This is a genomic window from Streptomyces noursei, from assembly GCF_001646665.1.
GTDB lineage: Bacteria > Actinomycetota > Actinomycetes > Streptomycetales > Streptomycetaceae > Streptomyces > Streptomyces lavendulocolor.
Genome location: NZ_LWBU01000017.1, coordinates 66,207 through 84,243 on the forward strand (window position 1 = coordinate 66,207; position 18,037 = coordinate 84,243).

Genomic DNA, 18,037 nt, shown 5'->3' on the forward strand with positions numbered 1-18,037 from the left:
CCCGGGGCCGGGCGCGGCGGTGCGGCCGCGGGTCTCAGGTGTGCAGCATGAACGAGGCTTCCCCGTGGGGCCGGCCGTTGACCTGGAGCCGCACCTGGTGGACACCCGCGTGGTAGCGCCGGGTGCTGATCGGCTTGAAGGAGTGTCTGCGGGACGCGCGCCACGTCTCACCGGGAGCCAGGGACCGCGTGGTCAGCTTGAAGACCTTGGGGGTGCGCGTCCCGTTGGCCTTCATGTGGAGGACGACGTAGTCGACGACGAGGTGAGCGGTCCGGTCGTGCGTGTTGGTCACCGAGCAGTCGAACACCAGATGGTCGCCCACCCGGATCTCCGACGCGTGGAGGTGCGGCCCCTCGACGGCGACGGGGCTGTCCGGTGAGTGGCCGAGCAGCGTGAGCGCCCCGGCGTGGCCGGCCTTGATCAGGGTCCGCAGGCCGTGCCGTACCACCCGGTCCGTCGTCGGCGCCGGGTCGTCCAGCCAGCGCGCCGCGACCGCGACGGCGAGGTCGGGGTGGTCACGGCTGATGTCGTTGAGGTGGTTGGCCACCGACCTGCGGACGTACTCGGAGTCGTCCCGGTACAGCGCGTCGAGCAGGGGCAGCGCGGGCGTCGGATCCGCGATCAGCTCCGGCAGCCGGGGCGCCCAGGGCAGTCGCGGCCGTGTGCCCTCACTGACCAGCCGGCGCACGTGCGGGTCCGGATGCGCGGTCCACGGCATCATGACCCTGAGCGCGCGTTCCGGATCGTCGCGGAGGAAGGGCCGTACCGCGGTCTCCGCGGTCAGCCGCGGGGTGAGCTCCGCGAGCAGGGCGAGCGCCGGTTCGAAGACGTCCCGGCCCCGTACGGCCACGGCCTCCGCGACGGGGAAGGTCATCCACCCCGTGAAGTCGCCGTCCCGCAGTGCGGCGCGCAGCACGGCAGCGAAGTCCGGGTAGTCCGGCGGAAGGTCCGCCAGGACGGCGTCCCTGATCAGGGCGACCCGCCCGGTGAAGCTCAGCCCGTCCAGGACCGCGCCGCACGCCCGGGTCTCCCGCGCCGTGATCCCGTCCCCGGCCCGCACCAGGCATGCGGCGAGACCGGCGACGGTGTCCGCGCCGAGTAGTTCGTCTGCCAGGGGCACGGGTCGTTCTCCTCGCTCGCCGGGTCTCCGCCGTGTGCGGTGCGGTACCCGAGCATGCCGCACCGCACTGACAGTGCCGATCCGGCCGGAGACCCGTCCGCCCGTCACCGGTCCTCGCCGGCCCCGGCCTCCGCCTCCAGCCGGTCCAGCGCCGCCGACGCGGACTCCCCGCCGCGGACCAGCCGCCACGTCTCGACGCCGCACATCCCCAGCCCCGCCACCCCGGCCAGCAGGACCACGACGCGCAACGGCAGCCACCAGTGCTCCCGGGCCACCGCCGGCGCCCTCACGAACAGGCTCCCCCCCCTGTCGTCCCTCTAGTCGAACCAGCGGTCCCGGGCCAGCTCCGCCGTACGGGACGGGTCCTCCAGCAGCGCCGCCACCTCGAAGCGGCGCGGCCACTGGCCCGCCGCCCACGCCAGGCCCGCCGCGACGCCCTCCAGGGTGGCCGCGTGGACCGTGCCGTCCGGGGCGTGGCGCCAGTCGAGCTCGACACCGCCCGCCCGCAGCTCCTCGTGCTCCACGTACGTCGCGGGCGTGCCCGCACCGAGCAGGGCGTGCACCGACTCCGGCACCTCGTGCACCTCGCCCGCCGTGGTGACCTCCGCCTCCACGTCCTCGCTCAGCCGCCGCACCTGGAGCAGTTCCGCCAGCTCCGCCGCCCGCGCCGGGGCGACCGGCAGCAGGGCGCGGCGCCCGGCGAGCGGCAGCAGGTCCGGCGCGTCGGCGACCAGCGCGTCGGCCGCGTCCACCACCCGCACCTCGCCGTCGACGACCGCGCGCAGCTCGTCGGGGAGGGTGACCTGCTCGGGGTCGAGGCCGGCGAGCGCGGTGTACAGGCCGTGCAGCTGCGCGGCGGTCACCTCGCGGTCCGGGTCGGCGAGGCGCCCCAGCAGCTCGGCCGCGCCGCCCGGCTCGTCCAGCAGCGCGGCGACCGAGGTCCGCACCCCCAGGGCGCGCAGCACCTGCGGGTCGCGGAAGCCCGTCGCGATGTCGACCGCGTCGTACAGCCCCTCCAGCAGCGGGTCCACCCCGGCGGCCCGCAGCCCGGCCGGGCGGCGGCCGTCCAGCACCGGATGGTCGCGCAGCCACCAGGCGGTGTACGAACGGACCGTCTCGGTCGTGCCGTCCGGCAGCAGGACCCGCACCGGCTGGGTGAGCGCGTCGCGCAGCGGCGGCCGGGCGAGCAGCGCCAGCGCCTCGGGCCACGCGTCGTCGTCGACCAGGTCGAGGTCCCGCACGGCGACGATCTCGGTCGCCACCGGCGGCACCGGCGTCTCGGGCAGCCGGTCCAGCGCGTCCTCGCACCACACGTCGACGGCGTCCAGCAGGCCGACGTCGTCCGGTTCGGCGAAGTCCCCGTCACGGGGCTCCAGTTCGTCCGGGTCCAGGACGACGTCCGTGGCCCGTACGAGGGCGAAGTCCGCGAGCACGCCGCACGCGGCGAGCGGCTGCTCGCCCCACCGCTCGGCCAGTTCGGCGTCCACCAGCGCCAGCTCGTCCTCCCGCATGACGGCGGCGAACGGGCTGCCCGGCAGCACCAGTTCGCCCGCCGGGGCGAGCTCGCCGTCCTCGTCGGGGAGCGCGAGGGCGCCCAGCCACGGCTCGTCGCCCGGCTCCAGCCCGGCGTCGCGCACCAGGGTGAGGACGGTGTCCGCCAGCTCCTCCGCGTCCGGCGCCTCCTCGTCCCACACCTCCCCCGCGTCCAGCGACCCGGCGACGGCCGCCCGCACCTGCGGCGTGGTGAGCACCGCGCGCGGGGTGGCGGGCAGCGCGCCGAGCTTCTCCAGGATGGGGTGGGCCGCGTCCGGGTGCGCGACCTTCAGACCCAGCCTGGTCAGGTCGGTGGGCGTGTCCGCGAGCGGCAGCAGCACATGCCGCGGTCCGGTCGCCGTCCGGCCCCCGACCAGCGGCACGGGCAGGCCGGTCAGCCGGTCGGGATCGACGCCCGCGAGCGACTCGTACAGCCGGTGCCACCACGCGGGGGTGCGCTCGGTGCCCGCCAGCCGGTCGATGGCGTCACCGAGGGACAGGCGGGCCACGCCGAGGGCGCGCAGCTCGGTGCGGCGCTCCAGACCGGCGGGCAGAAGCGTCGGCAGCACCTCCGCCAGAACGCGTACCGTGTCGGCGCCGGCACCCTCGACGACCTCCGCCTCGAACGGGCGCAGCGCGTGCGGCACCTCGTCGCCGGGCGGCGCGGCCGGCGGCAGGAACGCCACCCGCGGCAGCAGTTCCAGCACGGCGCCGCGGATCGCCCCGTCGAGGACGCCCTTGCCGAGCGGGCCCGGCACCAGGTCGATCGACCCGGTGGAGACGGGCCGCCAGTCGGCCAGCAGCTCGGCGTACGCGTCGGCCGCGCGCCGCACCAGGAAGTCGGTGAGCGGACCGGGCGCCGGGTGGCGGCGCGTGGTGTCCAGCGGGAACGTCGCGATGAGCAGGGCGGGGATGCCGAGCGGCTCGTCGGTGGGCGTCGGGGCGTGCACCACGGGCGCGGTACGGGGACGGGCGGGCGCGCCCCCGTCGTCCACCGGCACGGCCCAGGTGACGGACCAGTGCGGCCGCAGGCGCTCCTCGACCGGACGGTCCTTCAGCAGCTCCGGCTCGATCGCGCCCCGGTGGCTGACGGTCCGCCAGCGGCGGGTGCCGGCGGCGGTGTCGTCGACGTGGACGTACCCGTCCTGCTCCCGCCGCGTGAGCGTCCGCGTCCCCTGCGGGGTCTCCACGACGACGTCGGCGAGACCCGGCAGGGTCAGCAGCAGGGCGTCGTCGATCCCGGCGAGCAGCCGTTCCACCAGGTCCACGGCGGCGGCGTCCCGCAGCGGCAGGATCACCACCGTGTCGTAGCCCTCGGGGGCGGTGCCCTCGGCGGGCAACGGCAGCCGCAGCAGCGGTACGTGGCCGTCGCGGCGGCGCAGCTCGTCGCCGAGACCGGGGCTGGCCTTCGCCGCGTCGGCCGCCAGCTCGCGGGCCTCGCGCAGCGACCACCGGACGCCGCCGTGCCGGCCCACGACCGCCGGCTCGTCGCTGACCGCCAGCACGGCGGCGAACCCGACACCGAACCGGCCGACCGCGCCCTCGTGGCCCTCCCGCTTCGCGGACGCGCGCAGTGTGCTGAGCGACTCGACACCGGTCGCGTCCAGCGGCGCGCCCGTGTTGGCGGCGGCGAGCACGGCGGGGCCGTCCGCACCGGCGGGGTGCAGTGTCAGCCGCAGCCGTCCAGGAACACCCGCACGGGCGGCGGCGTCGGCGGCGTTCTGCGCGAGTTCCACCACCAGCCGGTCGCGGTAGCCGCCGAGCGCGAGGTCCTCCTCGGCGTTGGCGTCCTCCCGGAAGCGCGCGGGCCCGGCGCCCCACGCGTCGAGCACCCCGCGCCGCAGCCGCGCGGTCCCGAACGGGTCGGCCCCATCGGTCGCCGTCGCCCTCACGCCCACGTCGTGCTCCGCTCTCTCGCCCTGCGCGTCGTTACGGAGCCCGAAGGTACCCCCTGCGACGGCGTCACCGGCCCGCGCCCTCCGCTCCCCCACCGCCCGGGCCGCCGCGGCGGGGCGCCGTCCGGCTCCTGCCCGGTGGGTGGGACGTTTCGCCGTTCGGCTCCTGCCGGTGGGCGGGACGTTTCGCCGTTCGGCTCCTGCCGGTGGGCGGGGGCGGGCGCCTGGTCCTGCGGCGGGGGATGCTCGGACTCTCGCTTCGCTCGTCTTACGTCCGAGCACCCCCCGCCTCCGGCCCCGACACCCTCACGCACGCGTGCCGCGGGGCCTCGGCCCACCCCGGAAGGGGGACGCGCAGTGGGGGGTGTTCCGGGCGTAAAACGAGCGAAGCGAGAGCCCGGGACACCCGCCACGGAGCGGACCCCAACGGCAACCGGCACCGGGCGGACAACCCCGGCCGCGGAAACCACGGCAACCGGCACCGGGGGGACCCGGACCCACGCCAACCGACGCCCGGACGGGCGACCCCGCGGGCGGGCAAAGCCCACGGCAACCGGCGGCCGGGCCCGCCGGCGAGCGCGCCCGCCCGGCGGGAGGGCTAGCTGTGGCCCAGGTCCTCGGAGGCCGCGTCCGGCGAGACCGGCGGCACCGAGCCGCTGTCGCGGGCCGGGCGCAGCGGGAACGCGTCGGCGCCCATCGAGTCCAGGACCGGCGGCGCGGGGCGCGGCGGCTTGGGCATGACGGCCGCCTCGGAGTGGCCGCCGCAGCCGTACGTGAGGGACACGACACGCCCGTCGGCCGGCGAGAACTCGTTGGCACAGACACCGAACGCCTGCTTCAGCGACCCGCCCAGCGGCATCAGGAACCCGCACGACACGCACGGTGCCGGCGCGGCCTGCGCCATCGGGGTCTTCGCGCCGAAGTTCTCCTCCCACCGGTCGGCCGCCACGTGCAGCCCGTACCGGGAGAGGACGCGGGCCCGGCGCAGGCCCAGCTCCTCCGCGACGGCCGCGATGGAGCCCCGCGACGGGGTGCGGGCGACGAGGTCGGCGTCCTCGGCGTCGACGAGCTCGGCCATCTCCTCCGACACGGGGGAGTTCGGCGGCGGCACGTCCTCGCCGGTGTAGCCGGGTTCCAGCCGCAGGTCGTCCTGCTCGGTCGGCAGCAGGTCGCCGGGGCCGAGGTCTCCGGGGCGCAGCCGCTCGCTCCACGGCACCCACTCGGGCGCCAGGAGGGAGTCGGGTCCGGGCAGGAGGACCGTCTCGTCGAGCGTGACGACCTTCGCGCGGGACGCGCGGGCGACCGTCACGGCCCAGCGCCACCCCCGGTAGCCGGGTTCCCGACACTCGAAGAAGTGCGTGACGACCCGGTCACCCTCGGCCACGACGCCGGTGTGCTCGCCCACCACCCCGGGCGCCGCCACCTCCGCGGCCGCCTCCCGGGCGAGGTCCACCGCCTCGGCGCACAGGCGGTCGGGGGCGGGGGTACGCGCAGTACGGCTTCGCGTCGTCGCAGCACTCACAGGTCTCGCTCATCTCCTACGCCGTCTCACAGATGCGCCGGCCGATTCGCGAAGTACGGGCGGCGGGCGGAGCGGACCAACGGGCCGCATCGACGTCCGCGCCCGACGTGTCTCGGGCACACCTCACGTCATCCATTCTGCGGGATGCCGAAGAGGCGCGCGGCCGAGAACTTCCGCCGGTGGCGCGCTACGCACGCTACCCCCTCCGCAGCCCGCCGCCCACCTGCCCGCCCCAAGTAGCCCTCATCACGGTTCGCCGAAGCGGCTGCTGGGGCACTATGACGGGGTGGCAGCCGTGAGGTCGTCCGACGATGCCGGGCCGCTCCAGAGGGCGGGCCGGCGGGTGGGTCGTGCCCTCCACCTGCCGTTCACCGGTACGGCGCGCGGTATCCGAAAAGCGACGCACGCCCATGGCGCCGGGGAATCGGGCCTCGGCAAGCTGATCGAACTGCACGCGGTGAACGGCGCCGGTGACGTCATGATCACCGTGGCGCTGGCGTCCACGGTGTTCTTCTCCGTGCCGACCGACGAGGCCCGCGGCCGGGTCGCGCTGTACCTGGCCATCACGATGGCGCCGTTCACGCTCCTCGCCCCGGTCATCGGCCCGCTGCTGGACCGGCTCCCGCACGGCCGGCGCGCGGCGATGGCGGGCGCGATGGCCACCCGGGTGGTGCTGGCGATCGCCCTGTCCGGGGCGGTCGCCACCGGCGGCCTGGAGCTGTACCCGGCGGCGCTCGGCGTGCTGGTGGCGTCGAAGGCGTACGGGGTGGTGCGCAGCGCCGTCGTACCGAGACTCCTGCCGCACGGCTTCTCGCTGGTGAAGGCGAACTCCCGGGTGACCCTCGCCGGGCTGCTGGCGACGGGCGTCGCCGCGCCGGTCGGGGTGGGGTTGCAGCAGATCGGGCCGCCGTGGCCGCTGTACGGGGCGTGCGTGCTGTTCACCGGGGGGACGCTGCTGGCCCTGTCGATGCCCCACAAGGTGGATTCGGCGAAGGGTGAGCGCAAGGCGCACATGCTGACCCACGGCGAGCGGAAGCCGAGCCTGCGGACGGTCGGCCCGTCCGTCCTGCACGGTCTCCAGGCCAACGCGGCGCACCGGGTGCTGTCCGGCTTCCTGATCTTCTTCCTGGCGTTCCTGCTGCGCGAGCATCCGCTGCCCGGGCAGAGCGCGGCGGTGTCGCTGGGCATCGTCGGTGTGGCGGCGGGGGTGGGCAACGCGTGCGGCACGGCGCTCGGCGCGCTGCTGAGGTCCCGGGCGCCGGAGCTGATCGTGGCCGCGATGGTGACGCTGGCGATGACGGCGGCGATCGTGGCGGCGGTGTTCTTCGGCGGGCTCGCGGTCGCCGTGCTGGGTGCGGTGGCGGGCCTGTCGCAGGCCCTGTCGAAGCTGTCGCTGGACGCGATGATCCAGCGGGACGTGCCGGAGGTGGTGCGGACGTCGGCGTTCGCCCGGTCCGAGACGCTGCTGCAGATGGCGTGGGTGGTCGGTGGCGCGATCGGGATCGCCCTGCCGCTGAACGGGACGCTCGGGATGTCGGTCGCGGCGGGGATCCTGGCGCTGGGTGTGGCGGTGACCGTCCGGGGCCTGCTGAGCGCCGCGCGGCGCGGCACGCCGCACCCCCGCGTGGCGTGACCGTGGGCGACGTATAGCCTTCGGGCCATGACCGTTGCGTTCTTTTCCGGTAGGGCCCGCCGGGCCGGCGTCGCTCTGGGTGCCGTCTCCGCCGGACTCCTCGTACTCTCCGCCTGCGACAAGCCGACGCCGCTCGCGACCGTGACGGTCGGGTCCGACTCGGTCAACGCCGAGGCGACCTGCTACAACGACGGCAAGGCCATCAAGGAGTCGCAGATCCAGTCCTGCCTGAACAAGAAGGCGGAGAAGACCATCACCGTCTCGGCGGACGACCGGATCCGCTTCGGCGTCGACCCGGAGGTCGCCGAGAACGGCTGGACGCTGTTCATCGGCGGCCAGCAGGCCGAGCAGGAGCCGTACAAGAAGACGTACCGGTCGATCCCGGCCAGCGCGTTCCTCTCCAGCCAGACCGGTGAGACCTCGAACACGGCGCAGATCAGCATCGTGGAGACCAGCGGGAAGAAGCTGACCGGCATCTGGCACTTCCAGCTGAAGAAGGAATCCTGACCCTGCGCGTCCTGGTCGTCACGGCGGTGGCGGCGGAGTCGGACTCCGTCGCCGCCGGTCTCGGCGGCTGTGCGGCGTCCGCCCCGCGCGTCCTGCCGTCGGGCCACACCCTGACGCGTCTGCACCACCCGTCCCCCGCCGTCCCGGCGGACCGGGACGGGGACCGGGACCGGGACTCCGGTCCCTCCGGCTCCCCCGGCGCGCCCTGCGTGGCGGGGCGGCCCGTCCCTGAGGGTGCCGTGGGGGTGGCCGTGGACGTCGTCGCGGGGGGCGTCGGGCCCGCCGCCGCGGCCGTCGCGACGGCCGTCGCGCTCGCCACCGCCCCGTCCGCGTACGACCTGGTCGTCTCGGCCGGCATCGCCGGCGGCTTCGCCCCGCACGCGCCCCTCGGCTCGGTCGTCGTCTCCGACGCGATCGTCGCCGCCGATCTGGGGGCCGACACGCCCGGCGGGTACGTCGCCGTCGAAGAGCTCGGCTTCGGCCGGTCCGTCCACCTCCCGCCGCCCGCGCTGACCGCCCGGATCTCCGGAGCGCTGCACGCGGGCGGGGTGCGGCACGTCGTCGCGCCCGTCCTGACCCTGTCCACGGTCACCGGCAGCGCCGCCCGCACCGCCGAGCTGACCGCCCGTCACCCGCGCGCCGCCGCGGAGGCGATGGAGGGCTTCGGCGTGGCCGAGGCCGCCGCCGCCCACGGTGTGCCCGTCGTCGAGATCCGTACCGTCTCCAACACCGTCGGCCCGCGCGACCGCGCCGCCTGGCGGATCGGTGAGGCGCTGGCCTCCCTGCGGGAGACGTTCCGGCTGCTCGGCTCCACCGTCTTCCTGGAGGACCTGTGAGGATCGCGTACTCCCCGTGCCCGAACGACACGTTCGTCTTCCACGCCTGGGCGCACGGCCTGGTGCCGGGCGCGCCCGCGCTCGACGTGACGTTCGCCGACATCGACGTCACCAACGGGATGGCGGAGCGGGGCGAGCTGGACGTGCTGAAGGTGTCGTACGCCGTGCTGCCCCATGTGCTGGACGAGTACGCCCTGCTGCCGTGCGGCGGCGCGCTCGGCCATGGCGTCGGGCCGCTGGTGCTCACCCGGGAGCCGGGCCATGGGGGTACCTCCCTGCTCGAGCGAAGCCGAGAGCTCGGGGGACTGACGGGCCGGACGGTCGCGGTGCCGGGCGAACGGTCCACGGCCTACCTGCTGTTCCGCCTGTGGGCGGCGGACGCCGTCCCCGGCGGGGTGGGCGAGGTCGTCGTGATGCCGTTCCACGAGATCATGCCCGCCGTGCGGGACGGCAGGGTCGACGCGGGCCTCGTCATCCACGAGGCCCGGTTCACCTACCAGCGGTACGGTCTGCACCGCCTCGCCGACATGGGCGAGCACTGGGAGTCCACGACGGGGCTGCCGATCCCGCTGGGCGCGATCATCGCGAAGCGGTCGCTGGGCGAAGACACCCTGGCGCTGCTGGCCGCGTCGGCGCGCGCGTCGGTCCGCATGGCCTGGGACGATCCGGAGGCATCGCGGCCGTACGTACGGGCGCACGCCCAGGAGATGGACCGGGCCGTGGCCGACCAGCACATCGGCCTGTACGTCAACGAGTTCACGGCCGACCTTGGCGAGGCCGGGTACGCGGCGGTGCGCGGGCTGCTGACCCGCGCGGCGGCGGAGGGCCTGGTGCCGGCCCTGAAGCCGGACGCGCTGTCGTTCCCCTGACCGGCCCCGGTCACGGGATCGGGAGCGGGAGCGGGGACGTGCGCGACGGCCGAGGGGCGGGTGCCGCCCCTCGGCCGTCGACGTGTGCGCGCCCGCGTACGGGTCAGACGTCCAGCTGGTCCGCCACCGCCCGCAGCAGGCCGGCGATCTTCTTGCCGTGGACCTTGTCGGGGTAGCGGCCCCGCTCCAGCATGGGGGTGATGTTCTCCAGCAGCGTCGTCAGGTCCTGCACGATCGACGCCAGCTCGTCCGGCTTGCGCCGCTGCGCCGCCGCGACCGACGGGGTCGGGTCGAGGACCGTCACCGAGAGCGCCTGGTCGCCGCGCTGGCCCGCGACCACGCCGAACTCGACGCGCTGGCCGGGCTTGAGGGCGTCGACCCCGGCAGGGAGCACCGACGAGTGCACGAAGACGTCGCCGCCGTCGTCACGGGAGAGAAAGCCGAAGCCCTTCTCGCTGTTGAACCACTTGACCTTGCCGGTAGGCACGTCTGTCCTCGTCCTCGTACTCGATGAGAAAAACTGGCTGTGGATAGCTGTGGATGGCCCTGCGGCGGGCCGCTCGGCCCTCCCCCGAGCTCTCGGCTTCGCTCGAGCAGGGGGACCCCCAACGCCCCAAGGCTAATGGTCCGGGGGCTGGTGACAAGACGTCGCCGGTCCGTTCCCCCGGCCAGGGAACTACCCTGGCCGGATGCATAGTGAAACCCCCGCGGGCGCCGCCGCGCCCGGTGACGGTCTCGTCCGTGCCGGCGGGATCGTCTTCATCGTCGGTGCCGTGGCCACTCTCGTCACGGTGGCCCCGCTGTTCCTGGGCACCGATCCGTTCCCGCCGATCGCGTACGCCGTGTGCATGCTGATGGGCGTCGGCTTCCTGATCGCCGGCGCCGGCGTGCTGCGTTCGATCGCCGCCCAGCGCCGTCAGGCGAAGTCGGCCCTGTAGGCGTCCCACCAGGCGGAAAAGGCCGTGAGGTCGGCCAGGACGACGTCCGCGCCGGCCGCCCGCAGCTCGTCCGCGCCGCACGGTCCGGTGGGTACGCAGACGGCGAGGGCGCCGGCCGCGCGGGCGCCGCGCACATCACCGACGTGGTCGCCGACGTACACCCGCGCACCGTGCTCGCGCAGCGCCTCCGCCTTGGCCTCCGCCCACAGCCAGCCGATCACGGCGTCCGGCTCGATGCCCAGGTGGGCGAGGTGCAGCTTGGCGTTCGGCTCATGCTTGGCGGTGACGACGACGGCCCGGCCGCCGGCCGCGCGAACGGCTTGAATCGCCTCCCGCGCGCCGGGCATCGCGGGCGTCGGCCCGATGGCGTACTCGGGGTAGATCTCCCGGTAGCGGTCGGCCGCCCCCCGGATCCGGTCCGCCGGGAACCAGTGGGCGAGCTCCTGCTCCAGGGGCGGTCCGAGCCGGGTGACGGCCAGGTCGGCGTTGATCCGGACACCCGTCTCGGCGGACAGCGCCCGGTAGGCGGCGCGGATGCCGGGGCGGGAGTCGATCAGCGTCATGTCGAGGTCGAAGCCGACCGTCAGCGGGAGTGCCATGGGGGCCATTGTGCCTGTCGGGCCGGGCCGCGCCCGGGCGTTCCGGGCGATCCGCCCCGGGCCCCCGTGCGGGGCGGTCAGGCGCGGCGGGCGCGCCACAGGAGGTAGAGGGCCGAGGCGAGGGCCGCCCCGCGCAGCGTCCAGGGCCAGGCGGCGCCCAGCGCGTCGCCCATGGCGTCGCCGCCCGGGGCGATCGGGTCGCCCCAGCGGCCGTCGAGGCGGCCCCACAGCCACACCGCGACACCGGCGGCGACCGCGCCGGGCAGGCCGAACACCGCCAGCTTCGCCTCCGTGCGGCTGAGGCGGCCCGAGGCGTACGCCAGGAGCCAGCCGCCGAGCAGCGCCAGCCACGAGCCGAGGACGACCCCGGCGACCAGCAGCGCCGCCGCGGCCACCAGCAGCGGGTGGCCGAGCCGCAGCGGTGGGCGGAGCCACGCCAGGCGGGCCCGCGCGGGTGCCGGGGCGCCGGCCGCCCCGGGCGGTGACGGGGGCCCGGCGTCGGGGCCGGCCTCCCCCTCCTCCTCGGGCTCGGGGTCCCGCGGCGGGGGCTTCAGCATGTCGGGGATCTCGACCCCGCCCCGGAAGCCCGGCGGCACGCCGTCCACGCCCCCGAACGCGCCCTCCTCGACACGCCACCAGTCCGGCTGCTCCACGGACGCGCCGACCTCGTCCATCCCGGCCAGGTGCGGGCTCCACGCCTCGGACGCGGGCGTCCCGCGCGGCGGCGGCACGTCCCCGGCGTCCGGCGCGCCCGCCCCGTCCGGGGAAGCCTCCGCGCGGCGGCGGAACCGGGTGCGCGGCGTGCGCTGTTCGGGCACGGCGGGCCGTTTCCGGCCACCCGGTGCCGGGCCGCCGGGCGCCGACCGCCCGGCCGACCCGCCCGGTGCGGTCGGGGCGGTCGGGGCGGTCGGGGCGGTCGGGGCGGTCGGCGCACCGGACGCACCGGACGCCGCCGCGGTGACGACCTCGTCCGGTGTGCCGAGGGCCGTCAGGATGCCCCGCACCGCGCCCGGACTGTCGTCCTTCGCGCGCCTGCTGTCGATCTCGCTGCGCAGCGACGCCACGAGCCGCATCCGCGCCTGCGAGGACAGCTGACGCTGCTGGGCCAGGTCACCCACCCGGCTCAGGTAGTCGAACACCAGCTGGTCGCTCTCGATCCCCACCGTCACGACGTTAGCGCCTGCGCAGGGGCTAACGTGGTCCGGATGGGGACCGGTGAGCTCGATCGGGAGGCGCACGTGGCCGCAGGGACCGAAGTCAACGGCGGTACGGCGGCTCCGCGCACCCTCGCGGAGGCCCTCCGGGCCCGCGGCGACGAGGGCTTGGCCGCGCTGCTGCGCGCCCGCCCCGACCTGCTGGTTCCCGTGCCGGGCGACCTGACGCAGCTCGCCACCCGGGCGGGGACCCGCGCCTCGGTCGTACGGGCCCTGGAACGGCTCGACCGGTTCGCGCTCCAGACCGCCGAGGCGCTCGCGGTGGCGCCGGACCCCGCCCCCTACCCGGTGCTGCTCGGGCTGATGGCCGGCGACGAGGGCGACGCGGACATCGAGGCGGCGCTGCCCCGCGCCGTCGGGATCCTGCGCGAACAGGCCCTGGTGTGGGGCGACGACGACCGGCTGCGCCTGGTGCGGACGGCGCGCGAGCTGCTGGCGCCGTCGCCGCAGCACCCCTCGCCCACGGGGCTCGGCCCGACGGTCGCGGAGGCGACGGCGGGCATGTCGCCGACCCGGCTCCAGGAGATCATCGCGACGGCCGGCCTGCCCACGACACACGATCCGGTGTCGGCGGTCGCGGCGTTGACGGACCTGTTCACCGACCGGGAGCGGATGGGCGGGCTGCTGGACACCGCGCCCATGGAGGCGCTCGGCATCCTGGACCGGCTGGTGTGGGGGCCGCCGTACGGCGAGGTGACGCCCGACCCGACGCCGCCGGTGCGCTGGCTGCGCGACCGGGGCCTGCTGCTGCCGGCGACGGCGCGCACCGTGGTGCTGCCCCGCGAGGCGGCCCTGCACCTGCGGGCCGGGCGCGCGCACCGGGTGCCCGAACCGGTGGCGCCCGCCGTCACGCCCGCCCGCGAATACCGTCCACAGGTTGTGGACAGCACGGCGGCGGGCCAGGCGTACACCGCGCTCGCGGCCGTCGAGGAACTCGGCAAGGAGTGGAACGAGGGCGGCCCCGCCGTGCTGCGCGCGGGCGGCATGTCCGTACGGGACCTCAAGCGCACCGCCGTGGCGCTGGACGTGACGGAGCAGGTCGCCGCGTTCTGGCTGGAGGTGGCGTACGGGGCGGGGCTGATCGCGCCGGACGGAGAGGCGGACGAGCGGTTCGCCCCGACCCCCGCGTTCGACGAGTGGCTCGGCCTGCCGGCCGCCGAGCGGTGGGCGCTGCTCGCCGGGACGTGGCTGGCCGCCACGCGCACCCCCGGCCTGGTCGGCTCCCAGGACACCAAGGGCCGCACGCTCGCGGTGCTCGGGCCCGACCTCGACCGGGGCGTCGCGCCCGAGGTGCGGCGCCGGGTGCTGACGCTGCTGGCCGGCCTCCCGGCCGGGGCGTCGCCCGACCCCGAGACGCTGCTGGCCCGGCTGCGGTGGGAGCGCCCGCTGCGGGGCGCCGCGCGGGAGACCGGCACCGACCTGCGGGCGCGCCTGGCGAGCTGGACGCTCACGGAGGCCGAACTGCTGGGGGTGACCGGGCGCGGGGCGCTGGCCGCCCACGGCCGGGCGCTGCTGCCGGGCGCCCCCGCACCGGGCACGGACCACCCCGTGGACGGGCACGCGCCGGAGCACCCGCACCGGGGCGCCGTCCCCGCCCCGGCGGCGGCCGGCCCCGAGGCGGTCGGCGGCCGGCGGCCGGCCCACGCCGCGGTGGCCGACCACGCGGGCGCCGCCGCGCTCCTGGCGCCGCTGCTGCCCGAGCCGGTCGACCACGTCCTGCTCCAAGCCGACCTGACGGCCGTCGCGCCCGGCCCGCTCCAGCGCCCGCTCGCCGACACGCTGGCCGTGCTGGCGGACGTCGAGTCCAAGGGCGGCGCCACCGTGTACCGCTTCACGCCCGGCTCCGTACGCCGCGCCCTGGACTCCGGACAGGCCGCCGCCGACCTGCACGCCTTCCTGGCCGCCCACTCGCGCACGCCCGTTCCGCAGCCGCTCGCGTACCTCATCGACGACGTCGCCCGCCGGCACGGCCACCTGCGGGTGGGCGCCGCCTCCGCGTACGTGCGGTGCGACGACGACGCCGTGCTGGGCGAGATCCTCGCCGACAAGCGGTCGGCGGGCCTGCGGCTGCGGCGCCTCGCGCCCACCGTGCTGGCCGCCCAGACCGACCCGGCGACCCTGCTGGAGGGGCTGCGGTCCATGGGCTTCGCCCCGGCGGCCGAGTCGGCGGAGGGCGACGTCCTGATCACGCGGGCGGACGCGTACCGCACCCCGGCGCGCACGGCGCCCGCGCCGGTGCCGGAAGGACCGCCCGAGCCGGACGCCACGCTGCTGGGCGCCGCCGTCAGGGCGATCCGCGCCGGCGACCGCGCCGCGACGGTCGTGCGCAGGGACGATTCCGCCGCCCCGGACACGGCCGGTGACGGCGCCCCGCCCCGGACCTCCGCCGCCGAGACCCTCGCCACCGTCCAGGCCGCCGCGATGACCGGCTCGGCCGTCTGGATCGGGTACGTCAACGCCGACGGGGCGGCCAGCCAGCGCGTCATCGCCCCGGTGCGGGTGGAGGGCGGCTTCGTCACCGCGTACGACCACACCGCCGACGAGGTCCGCACGTACCCGCTGCACCGCATCACGGGCGTCGCGGAACTCGCCGACGACGCGGGCTGACCCCGCCCGCCGCCGGATCATGCGCGCGGGCGGCGGATTTCCCGCCCGTGAGTGACCGATTGCCCACCCCAGGGGGACCTTCCGCATCCCCCCGGCGTGGCGCGGGCAGCCACCGGACGTCCCGAACCGCATCACACGTGAAAGAGGTCGTCCCCATGCGCCGAGCCGCCACCGTCCTGCTGACCACCGCCGCGTTCCTGTCCGCGCTGACCACCCAGGCCGCCGCCGTGGGCATCGATCTCGCGGGCAGTGTCGGACTGGTCTGACCGCCCTCCCCTCCGCCACCGGGCCCGCACCACCACGGAAGGTGCGGGCCCGGTCCGCTGCCGCCGCCGACGCGAAAGGAACCCGAGATGAGCCGACGCATCGCCCTCCTCCTGACGGGCGCCGCCCTGCTGTTCACCGCCCTCGCCACCCCGGCCGCCGCCACCCCGCTCCCACCCATCGGCGGCCCGCTGGCCGACCTCCAGATCGAGGGCCCGCTGTTCACCAGCCCCCTGATCTGACCCGCCGGCCCCCGCCCCCCTCACCGGTCGCGGCCCACCGTGGCCGGTGAGCGGCAGCACGGCCCGCCCCCCCCCACACACACAGGGCCCCCCGCGAGCCGCGCGTGTCCCGGTGTGGGGCGCCTCATCCCGCACGGCCCGGCCGATCACGCCGCCGATGGGCGACACTGGATGTTTGGCCATCGACCGAGGCCGCCAGGAAAGGGTGAGGCGTGAACGGACCGCTGATCGTCCAGAGCGACAAGACGCTGCTGCTCGAAGTCGACCACGAGCGGGCCGACGCCTGCCGCCGCGCCATCGCTCCCTTCGCGGAGCTGGAACGCGCCCCCGAGCACATCCACACCTACCGGGTCACCCCGCTGGGCCTGTGGAACGCGCGGGCCGCCGGGCACGACGCCGAGCAGGTCGTCGACGCGCTGGTGGAGTTCTCCCGCTACCCCGTGCCGCACGCCCTGCTGGTGGACGTCGCCGAGACGATGGCCCGCTACGGGCGGCTCACGCTCTCCAAGCACCCCACCCACGGGCTCGTCCTCACCACGACCGACCGGCCGGTCCTGGAGGAGGTCCTGCGCTCCAGGAAGATCCAGCCGCTCGTCGGCACGCGCATCGACCCGGACACGGTCGCCGTGCACCCTTCCGAGCGCGGCCAGATCAAGCAGACCCTCCTCAAACTGGGCTGGCCCGCCGAGGACCTCGCCGGTTACGTCGACGGCGAGGCGCACCGCATCGACCTGGCCGAGGACGGCTGGGCGCTGCGCCCGTACCAGCAGCAGGCCGTCGAGGGCTTCTGGCACGGCGGGTCCGGCGTCGTCGTCCTGCCCTGCGGCGCCGGCAAGACCCTGGTCGGCGCGGGCGCCATGGCGCGGGCCAAGGCGACGACGCTGATCCTGGTGACCAACACCGTCTCCGCCCGCCAGTGGAAGCACGAGCTGGTGAAGCGGACGTCGCTGACCGAGGACGAGATCGGCGAGTACAGCGGCACGAAGAAGGAGATCCGCCCGGTCACCATCGCCACCTACCAGGTGCTGACGACCCGGCGGAAGGGCGTCTACCCGCACCTGGAGCTGTTCGACTCCCGCGACTGGGGCCTGATCGTCTACGACGAGGTGCACCTGCTGCCCGCCCCGGTCTTCAAGTTCACCGCCGACCTCCAGGCGCGCCGGCGGCTCGGCCTGACCGCGACGCTGGTGCGGGAGGACGGCCGCGAGTCCGACGTCTTCTCGCTCATCGGACCCAAGCGGTTCGACGCGCCGTGGAAGGAGATCGAGGCGCAGGGCTACATCGCGCCCGCCGACTGCGTCGAGGTCCGGGTCAACCTGACGGAGTCGGAGCGGCTCGCGTACGCGACCGCCGAGACGGAGGAGAAGTACCGCTTCTGCGCCACGACCGCGACCAAGCAGAAGGTCGCCGAGGCGCTGGTGCGGAAGTTCGCGGGCCAGCAGATCCTGGTGATCGGCCAGTACATCGACCAGCTCGACGAGCTGGGCGAGCACCTGGACGCGCCGGTGATCAAGGGCGAGACGCCGAACGCGCAGCGGGAGAAGCTCTTCGAGTCGTTCCGCCAGGGCGAGATCAGCGTCCTGGTGGTCTCCAAGGTGGCGAACTTCTCGATCGACCTGCCGGAGGCGACCGTCGCCATCCAGGTGTCGGGCACCTTCGGGTCGCGCCAGGAGGAGGCTCAGCGCCTCGGCCGGGTGCTGCGGCCCAAGGCGGACGGCCACCAGGCGCACTTCTACTCGGTGGTCGCGCGGGACACGATCGACCAGGACTTCGCGGCGCACCGGCAGCGGTTCCTGGCGGAGCAGGGGTACGCGTACCGCATCGTCGACGCGGACGAGCTGCTCGCCCAGGACACGGACCCGGACCTCAGCGGCGCCTGACGACGCCGGCCTCCTCGGCGAACTCGCCGAGGACGACGACCCCGAACGCCGCTTCGGCGAACACCTTGATCGCACGCAGGGCGTTGCCGAGGCGGTGGGCGGGGTGCCGGGCAGTGCCGAGGGCGGTGGCGCCGGAGGCGTGGTGGTAGGTGGCTGTGGTCATGTCTCCATGATGGTTTCCGAGGCCGGGCGGCACATCGGTCCCCAGACCGAACCCCGGCGCCGTCCCCGTACGACTCCAGGCATACGGCATCCCCTACGGGACGGATATTCGGTCGCCCGCCCCCCGGCGGGCCGTTAGAATCGCCGGCTTGCCCGCCTCCCTTTCGTGGAGTGCCGCCCTCCGGTCGGAAACCGGTCGGCCCGCCATCACCCCGC

At 75.7% G+C, this 18,037-nt stretch carries 16 protein-coding genes; 8 read left to right on the forward strand and 8 right to left on the reverse strand.

The features are described from left to right. Window positions 1-34: 34 nt before the first annotated feature. The 4 genes from A4V12_RS02435 to A4V12_RS02450 all read right to left on the reverse strand — a co-directional run bounded on the left by A4V12_RS02435 (window position 35) and on the right by A4V12_RS02450 (window position 6,070). Window positions 35-1,120 (reverse strand): hypothetical protein, encoded by a 1,086-nt coding sequence (locus A4V12_RS02435; RefSeq protein ID WP_064067497.1) that lies wholly within the window; start codon window positions 1,118-1,120, stop codon window positions 35-37. 104 nt (window positions 1,121-1,224) lie between these two features. After that, the gene (locus A4V12_RS02440; RefSeq protein WP_064067498.1) at window positions 1,225-1,410 is read right to left on the reverse strand and encodes a hypothetical protein; all 186 of its coding nucleotides are present in this window, start codon (window positions 1,408-1,410) and stop codon (window positions 1,225-1,227) included. 27 nt (window positions 1,411-1,437) lie between these two features. Beyond that, window positions 1,438-4,551, reverse strand: a complete 3,114-nt coding sequence (locus A4V12_RS02445; protein WP_423551029.1) for a sacsin N-terminal ATP-binding-like domain-containing protein — start codon at window positions 4,549-4,551, stop codon at window positions 1,438-1,440. A gap of 595 nt (window positions 4,552-5,146) precedes the next feature. After that, window positions 5,147-6,070, reverse strand: coding sequence for a DUF3027 domain-containing protein (locus A4V12_RS02450; protein WP_064067499.1), 924 nt, complete (start codon window positions 6,068-6,070; stop codon window positions 5,147-5,149). 286 nt (window positions 6,071-6,356) lie between these two features. Between A4V12_RS02450 and A4V12_RS02455 the strand changes: the two genes are divergently transcribed. Genes A4V12_RS02455 through A4V12_RS02470 form a run of 4 tightly spaced genes read left to right on the forward strand, consistent with a single transcriptional unit; the run spans window position 6,357 to window position 9,915 of the window. Then, window positions 6,357-7,703 (forward strand): hypothetical protein, encoded by a 1,347-nt coding sequence (locus tag A4V12_RS02455; protein ID WP_064067500.1) that lies wholly within the window; start codon window positions 6,357-6,359, stop codon window positions 7,701-7,703. Between the two features lie 27 nt (window positions 7,704-7,730). Further along, window positions 7,731-8,210 (forward strand): hypothetical protein, encoded by a 480-nt coding sequence (locus tag A4V12_RS02460; protein ID WP_064067501.1) that lies wholly within the window; start codon window positions 7,731-7,733, stop codon window positions 8,208-8,210. Next, window positions 8,207-9,046, forward strand: a complete 840-nt coding sequence (locus tag A4V12_RS02465) for a futalosine hydrolase (RefSeq protein ID WP_267893177.1) — start codon at window positions 8,207-8,209, stop codon at window positions 9,044-9,046. Before A4V12_RS02460 ends, A4V12_RS02465 begins: the two co-directional genes overlap by 4 nt. Window positions 9,047-9,048: 2 nt before the next feature. Next, window positions 9,049-9,915, forward strand: a complete 867-nt coding sequence (locus A4V12_RS02470) for a 1,4-dihydroxy-6-naphthoate synthase (RefSeq protein ID WP_064067639.1) — start codon at window positions 9,049-9,051, stop codon at window positions 9,913-9,915. Window positions 9,916-10,018: 103 nt separating this feature from the next. Here the strand turns inward: A4V12_RS02470 and A4V12_RS39660 are convergent, their stop codons facing one another. Beyond that, window positions 10,019-10,402, reverse strand: a complete 384-nt coding sequence (locus tag A4V12_RS39660) for a cold-shock protein (protein ID WP_031073201.1) — start codon at window positions 10,400-10,402, stop codon at window positions 10,019-10,021. Between the two features lie 202 nt (window positions 10,403-10,604). Between A4V12_RS39660 and A4V12_RS02480 the strand changes: the two genes are divergently transcribed. Beyond that, window positions 10,605-10,853 (forward strand): hypothetical protein, encoded by a 249-nt coding sequence (locus A4V12_RS02480; protein ID WP_064067503.1) that lies wholly within the window; start codon window positions 10,605-10,607, stop codon window positions 10,851-10,853. On the opposite strand, the gene A4V12_RS02485 is transcribed toward A4V12_RS02480, so the two are convergent. Then, a complete protein-coding gene (locus tag A4V12_RS02485; RefSeq protein ID WP_064067504.1) occupies window positions 10,832-11,461 on the reverse strand; it encodes an HAD family hydrolase in 630 nt (209 codons plus the stop codon). The two genes, A4V12_RS02480 and A4V12_RS02485, sit on opposite strands and share 22 nt — an antisense overlap. 68 nt (window positions 11,462-11,529) lie before the next feature. Beyond that, on the reverse strand, window positions 11,530-12,615 hold the full coding sequence (locus tag A4V12_RS02490; protein ID WP_064067640.1) for a hypothetical protein: 1,086 nt from the start codon (window positions 12,613-12,615) through the stop codon (window positions 11,530-11,532). A 42-nt stretch (window positions 12,616-12,657) separates the two neighbouring features. Here A4V12_RS02490 and A4V12_RS02495 point away from each other — a divergent pair, with 42 nt between their 5' ends. The 3 genes from A4V12_RS02495 to A4V12_RS02500 all read left to right on the forward strand — a co-directional run bounded on the left by A4V12_RS02495 (window position 12,658) and on the right by A4V12_RS02500 (window position 17,659). After that, window positions 12,658-15,273, forward strand: coding sequence for a helicase C-terminal domain-containing protein (locus tag A4V12_RS02495; RefSeq protein WP_064067505.1), 2,616 nt, complete (start codon window positions 12,658-12,660; stop codon window positions 15,271-15,273). Between the two features lie 353 nt (window positions 15,274-15,626). Further along, entirely contained in the window at window positions 15,627-15,779 is a 153-nt protein-coding gene (locus A4V12_RS37335) for a hypothetical protein (RefSeq protein ID WP_159028809.1), read from the forward strand. A gap of 212 nt (window positions 15,780-15,991) precedes the next feature. Further along, window positions 15,992-17,659, forward strand: a complete 1,668-nt coding sequence (locus tag A4V12_RS02500; protein WP_064067506.1) for a DNA repair helicase XPB — start codon at window positions 15,992-15,994, stop codon at window positions 17,657-17,659. Here the strand turns inward: A4V12_RS02500 and A4V12_RS37895 are convergent. After that, window positions 17,646-17,822 carry a hypothetical protein gene (locus A4V12_RS37895; protein ID WP_199831204.1) on the reverse strand — a complete coding sequence of 59 codons (177 nt, stop codon included), beginning with the start codon at window positions 17,820-17,822 and terminating at the stop codon, window positions 17,646-17,648. The genes A4V12_RS02500 and A4V12_RS37895 overlap by 14 nt on opposite strands. Between the last annotated feature and the right edge of the window lie 215 nt (window positions 17,823-18,037).